Source organism: Escherichia sp. E14V7, assembly GCF_004212225.1.
Taxonomy (GTDB): Bacteria; Pseudomonadota; Gammaproteobacteria; order Enterobacterales; family Enterobacteriaceae; genus Escherichia.
In genome coordinates this window covers 1-4,508 of the sequence record NZ_RHJJ01000032.1, presented here as the reverse complement: position 1 = coordinate 4,508, position 4,508 = coordinate 1, and the positions used below count along the sequence as shown (strand labels likewise).

Sequence of the window (4,508 nt, the reverse complement as noted above, 5' to 3'; positions counted from 1 at the left end):
GCCGTCCATCTGAGCAGCACCGGTGATCATGTTTTTAACATAGTCGGCGTGCCCCGGGCAGTCTACGTGTGCGTAGTGACGGGTCGGGGTGTCATATTCAACGTGAGAAGTGTTGATGGTGATACCACGAGCTTTTTCTTCCGGCGCGTTATCGATCTGGTCGAATGCGCGAGCAGCACCGCCGTAGGTTTTAGCCAGTACGGTAGTGATTGCAGCGGTCAGCGTTGTTTTACCATGGTCAACGTGGCCGATAGTACCGACGTTAACGTGCGGTTTTGTACGTTCAAACTTTTCTTTAGACATCGATTGTCCCTCTAAGACACGGATAAATCGGTGATATCACCACATCAACCAGGCAACATGCCCGACTTGTTGAATGCAATAAACAGAAGGAAAAAACAGGGAGGAGAAAAGAAGTGGTGCTGATAGGCAGATTCGAACTGCCGACCTCACCCTTACCAAGGGTGCGCTCTACCAACTGAGCTATATCAGCACATCTTGGAGCGGGCAGCGGGAATCGAACCCGCATCATCAGCTTGGAAGGCTGAGGTAATAGCCATTATACGATGCCCGCATCCTGGAACTCGGCTACCTGATTTTCATTCTGCACTGAATATCGAGAGAAGCTCTCTTTATTCGAGCCGGTAAGCGAACTTATCGTCTCGGGCTACGCCATCGCGTGGCCGAAATTGGTGGTGGGGGAAGGATTCGAACCTTCGAAGTCTGTGACGGCAGATTTACAGTCTGCTCCCTTTGGCCGCTCGGGAACCCCACCGGACTTGATGGTGCCGACTACCGGAATCGAACTGGTGACCTACTGATTACAAGTCAGTTGCTCTACCTACTGAGCTAAGTCGGCATCAAGTAGCGCGCATTCTATGGAGACATGCGAGTTCATGCAACTAAAAAATTGCATAATTTGTTTTATTGGTCACATTTTGCGCAACACGATGAATAAACAGCCGAATTGCGAGCAGATTAGCATACTTTTCCAGCATCACTCTGCATTAACAATGCGCGCCAGCTAAAACACAATTCTTTTTATCAGATGGAATATCTGTCACATTGCTTTTCAACGATAGCTTCCTGGAAGAGATTTTTTCTTATTATTCCTCCCCATCTGGTGTTACCCTCCTGCCCATTAACCCATTCAACAGAACTGTGACGCGCCATGGCAAATATCGCTTTGCCGATAGAGCTATGACCGCCAGAAACATGCTTATGAGTATAAAAGAGCAAACGTTAATGACGCCTTACCTACAGTTTGACCGCAACCAGTGGGCAGCTCTGCGTGATTCCGTACCTATGACGTTATCGGAAGATGAGATCGCCCGTCTCAAAGGTATAAATGAAGATCTCTCGTTAGAAGAAGTTGCCGAGATTTATTTGCCTTTATCGCGTTTGCTGAACTTCTATATAAGCTCGAACCTGCGCCGTCAGGCTGTTCTGGAACAGTTTCTTGGCACTAACGGACAACGCATTCCTTACATTATCAGTATTGCTGGTAGCGTCGCGGTAGGGAAAAGTACGACTGCTCGTGTGTTACAGGCACTATTAAGCCGTTGGCCGGAACACCGTCGTGTTGAACTGATCACCACCGATGGTTTTCTTCATCCCAACAAAGTACTTAAAGAACGTGGCCTAATGAAGAAGAAAGGCTTCCCGGAATCGTATGATATGCATCGTCTGGTGAAGTTTGTTTCCGATCTCAAATCCGGCGTGCCAAACGTTACAGCACCTGTTTACTCGCATCTTATTTATGATGTGATCCCGGGTGGAGATAAAACTGTTGTTCAGCCTGATATTTTAATTCTTGAAGGGTTAAATGTCTTACAGAGCGGGATGGATTATCCACACGATCCACATCATGTATTTGTTTCTGATTTTGTCGATTTTTCGATATATGTTGATGCTCCGGAAGACTTACTTCAGACATGGTATATCAACCGTTTTCTGAAATTCCGCGAAGGGGCTTTTACAGACCCGGATTCCTATTTTCATAACTACGCGAAATTAACTAAAGAAGAAGCGATTAAGACTGCCATGACGTTGTGGAAAGAGATCAACTGGCTGAACTTAAAGCAAAATATTCTACCTACTCGCGAGCGCGCCAGTTTAATCCTGACAAAGAGTGCTAATCATGCTGTAGAAGAGGTCAGACTACGCAAATAATTTTCAGGGGAGCTAATGCTCCCCTTTCTTATTTTTCTGCACTACGCAGGGATATTTCACCGCCCATCCAGGGTTTTATTATTCCATCCTGCTCAAGCAATAAAGCGCCCTGTTTGTCTATTCCGCGTGAAATACCAAATATTTCTTTATCACCAATGATAAGTTTCACTGGGCGATTAATAAAATTATCCAGCTTTTCCCAGCGAGAAAGATAAGGTGCCAATCCTTCTTGCTCGAAGAGTTCCAGCGCCGCGCGTAATTCACGTATTAGCATGGCCGCCAACGTATTACGATCGAGATTGATCCCCGCTTCCTGCAGCGTGATCCACCCCTGATTAACGACACTCTCTTCAACACGACGCATTGCCATGTTGATCCCGGCGCCAATGACTATTTGCGCCGCATCGCCAGTTTTGCCAGTCAGCTCCACAAGAATGCCTGCCAGCTTGCGATCCTGCAGATAGAGGTCATTAGGCCATTTAACACGAACTTTATCTGCACCCAGCTTGCGTAATACTTCCGCCATCACGATACCGATAACCAGACTTAAACCAATCGCCGCCGCCGGGCCTTGTTCCAGACGCCAGAACATCGACAAATATAAGTTTGCGCCAAAAGGCGAAAACCATTTCCGACCACGACGACCACGGCCAGCCTGCTGGTATTCTGCAACGCAGGCATCGCCAGATTTAAGCTCTCCGATACGGTCAAGGAGATATTGATTCGTGGAGTCAATCACTGGCAGCACGGCTACACTACCGCCATCCAGCAGACTCAATATCTGTTCAGCATTAAGTAACTGGATGGGCTCAGGCAGGCTGTATCCTTTACCCGGAACGGTAAAGACATCAACGCCCCAGTCACGCAGTGTCTGAATGTGTTTATTAATAGCCGCCCGGCTCATTCCTAACGTTTCACCCAGCTGCTCGCCAGAGTGAAATTCACCATTCGCTAACAGCGCGATTAATTTCAGTGGAACGGTATTATCCTTCATGAAATCGTCTCCACTGCGCTAACTTCACCTGATGCACCAATAAAGCGAACTTCTGGCTCAAGCCAGACATTAAATTTTTCACCCACTTTCTGTCTTACATGATGTGCCAGTTGCACGACATCTTCGCTTTTTGCATTGTCTTCATTAATGAGAACTAACGCCTGTTGACGGTGCACCGCAGCCCCCCCCATTTGCATCCCTTTTAGCTGGCACTGATCGATAAGCCAACCTGCTGCCAGTTTTACTGAACCATCCGCCTGAGGGTAATTTGGTGCTGTTGGAAATTGTGCCAGTAATGCTTTAGCCGTTTCGGCAGATACAACAGGGTTTTTGAAGAAACTACCGGCATTGCCATTCACTTTTGGGTCAGGGAGTTTGGTGGTGCGCATATGACACACCGCATCAAATACTTGCTGTGGCGTTACTGTTGTAGGATCCAGACGAGTTAAGTCACCATACGTTAGTACAGGTTGCCACTCTTTTGGCAGACGCAGACCTACGGCTACAATGGCGAAGCGGTCCTGGTATTCATGTTTAAAAATACTGTCACGATAGCCAAAACGGCACTCTTTAGCTGTTAAACGCTCTTGCTTGCCTGTCGCCAGTTCAACACAGTCAACATATGCGCAAACTCGCTGTAATTCTACGCCATAAGCCCCAATATTCTGGATAGGTGATGAACCAACACAACCAGGAATTAATGCCAGATTTTCCAGACCAGGCATACCTTCCTGCAAAGTGTATTTTACCAGGCGATGCCAGTTTTCTCCGGCTCCTACATGTAAATACCACGCATCAGGTTCATCATGAATTTCGATACCTTTGATCCGGTTGATGATCACCGTACCGCGATAGTCTTCCAGAAAAAGTACATTACTTCCTTCACCCAGAATAAGGACGGGTTGTCCTTCTGCGGTTGCATGCTGCCAGGCATTGAGTAATTGTTGTTCGTCTTCGGCACATACAATGTGCTGAGCATTATGATCAATGCCAAATGTGTTCCAGGGTTTTAAGGAGTGGTTCATAGCTGCTTTCCTGATGCAAAAACGAGGCTAGTTTACCGTATCTGCGGGGGGATGGCTTGTAGATATGACGACAGGAAGAGTTTGTAGAAACGCAAAAAGGCCATCCGTCAGGATGGCCTTTCGCTTTATTTGATGCCTGGCAGTTCCCTACTCTCGCATGGGGAGACCCCACACTACCATCGGCGCTACGGCGTTTCACTTCTGAGTTCGGCATGGGGTCAGGTGGGACCACCGCGCTACGGCCGCCCGTTGCCAGTACCACATTGGGCGCAGTCACAATTGCCAGCCCCCAGGGGTTATGGGCGCGGGAACCGGTT

4 protein-coding genes, 4 tRNA genes, 1 rRNA gene and 1 pseudogene are annotated in these 4,508 nt (G+C 47.8%); 2 read left to right on the top strand and 8 right to left on the bottom strand.

Features of this window, described 5'->3' with window-relative positions; genetic code table 11:
* The 5 genes from D9741_RS23255 to D9741_RS23235 all read right to left on the bottom strand — a co-directional run.
* Positions 1–303 (bottom strand): GTP-binding protein (locus D9741_RS23255; protein ID WP_000031688.1); only part of this gene is annotated, 303 nt, incomplete at its 3' end.
* Between the two features lie 114 nt (positions 304–417).
* Positions 418–493 (bottom strand) — tRNA-Thr (locus D9741_RS23250).
* 6 nt (positions 494–499) lie between these two features.
* A tRNA-Gly gene (locus D9741_RS23245) sits at positions 500–574 on the bottom strand.
* 116 nt (positions 575–690) lie between these two features.
* A tRNA-Tyr gene (locus tag D9741_RS23240) sits at positions 691–775 on the bottom strand.
* A gap of 8 nt (positions 776–783) precedes the next feature.
* Positions 784–859 (bottom strand) — tRNA-Thr (locus D9741_RS23235).
* 19 nt (positions 860–878) lie between these two features.
* Here D9741_RS23235 and D9741_RS23860 point away from each other — a divergent pair.
* Together D9741_RS23860 and coaA are read left to right on the top strand one after the other, a co-directional pair.
* Positions 879–1,029, top strand: a pseudogene (locus D9741_RS23860) (hypothetical protein); the annotation flags it as partial.
* Positions 1,030–1,221: 192 nt separating this feature from the next.
* Entirely contained in the window at positions 1,222–2,172 is a 951-nt protein-coding gene (gene coaA, locus D9741_RS23230) for a type I pantothenate kinase (protein ID WP_130219568.1), read from the top strand.
* 28 nt (positions 2,173–2,200) lie between these two features.
* Here the strand turns inward: coaA and birA are convergent, their stop codons facing one another.
* From birA to rrf, 3 genes are all read right to left on the bottom strand, one after another.
* Positions 2,201–3,166 (bottom strand): bifunctional biotin--[acetyl-CoA-carboxylase] ligase/biotin operon repressor BirA, encoded by a 966-nt coding sequence (gene birA / locus D9741_RS23225; RefSeq protein ID WP_130219570.1) that lies wholly within the window; start codon positions 3,164–3,166, stop codon positions 2,201–2,203.
* On the bottom strand, positions 3,163–4,191 hold the full coding sequence (gene murB / locus D9741_RS23220; RefSeq protein ID WP_130210845.1) for a UDP-N-acetylmuramate dehydrogenase: 1,029 nt from the start codon (positions 4,189–4,191) through the stop codon (positions 3,163–3,165). The genes birA and murB overlap by 4 nt, the downstream gene beginning before the upstream one ends.
* A gap of 134 nt (positions 4,192–4,325) precedes the next feature.
* Positions 4,326–4,441, bottom strand: a 5S ribosomal RNA gene (rrf, locus tag D9741_RS23215).
* Positions 4,442–4,508: the final 67 nt, after the last annotated feature.

Bases quoted from the DNA above. Each gene is read 5' to 3' on its own strand.
- coaA (WP_130219568.1), top strand. From the start codon at position 1,222: ATGAGTATAAAAGAGCAAACGTTAATGACGCCTTACCTACAGTTTGAC.
- birA (WP_130219570.1), bottom strand. From the start codon at position 3,166: ATGAAGGATAATACCGTTCCACTGAAATTAATCGCGCTGTTAGCGAAT.
- murB (WP_130210845.1), bottom strand. From the start codon at position 4,191: ATGAACCACTCCTTAAAACCCTGGAACACATTTGGCATTGATCATAAT.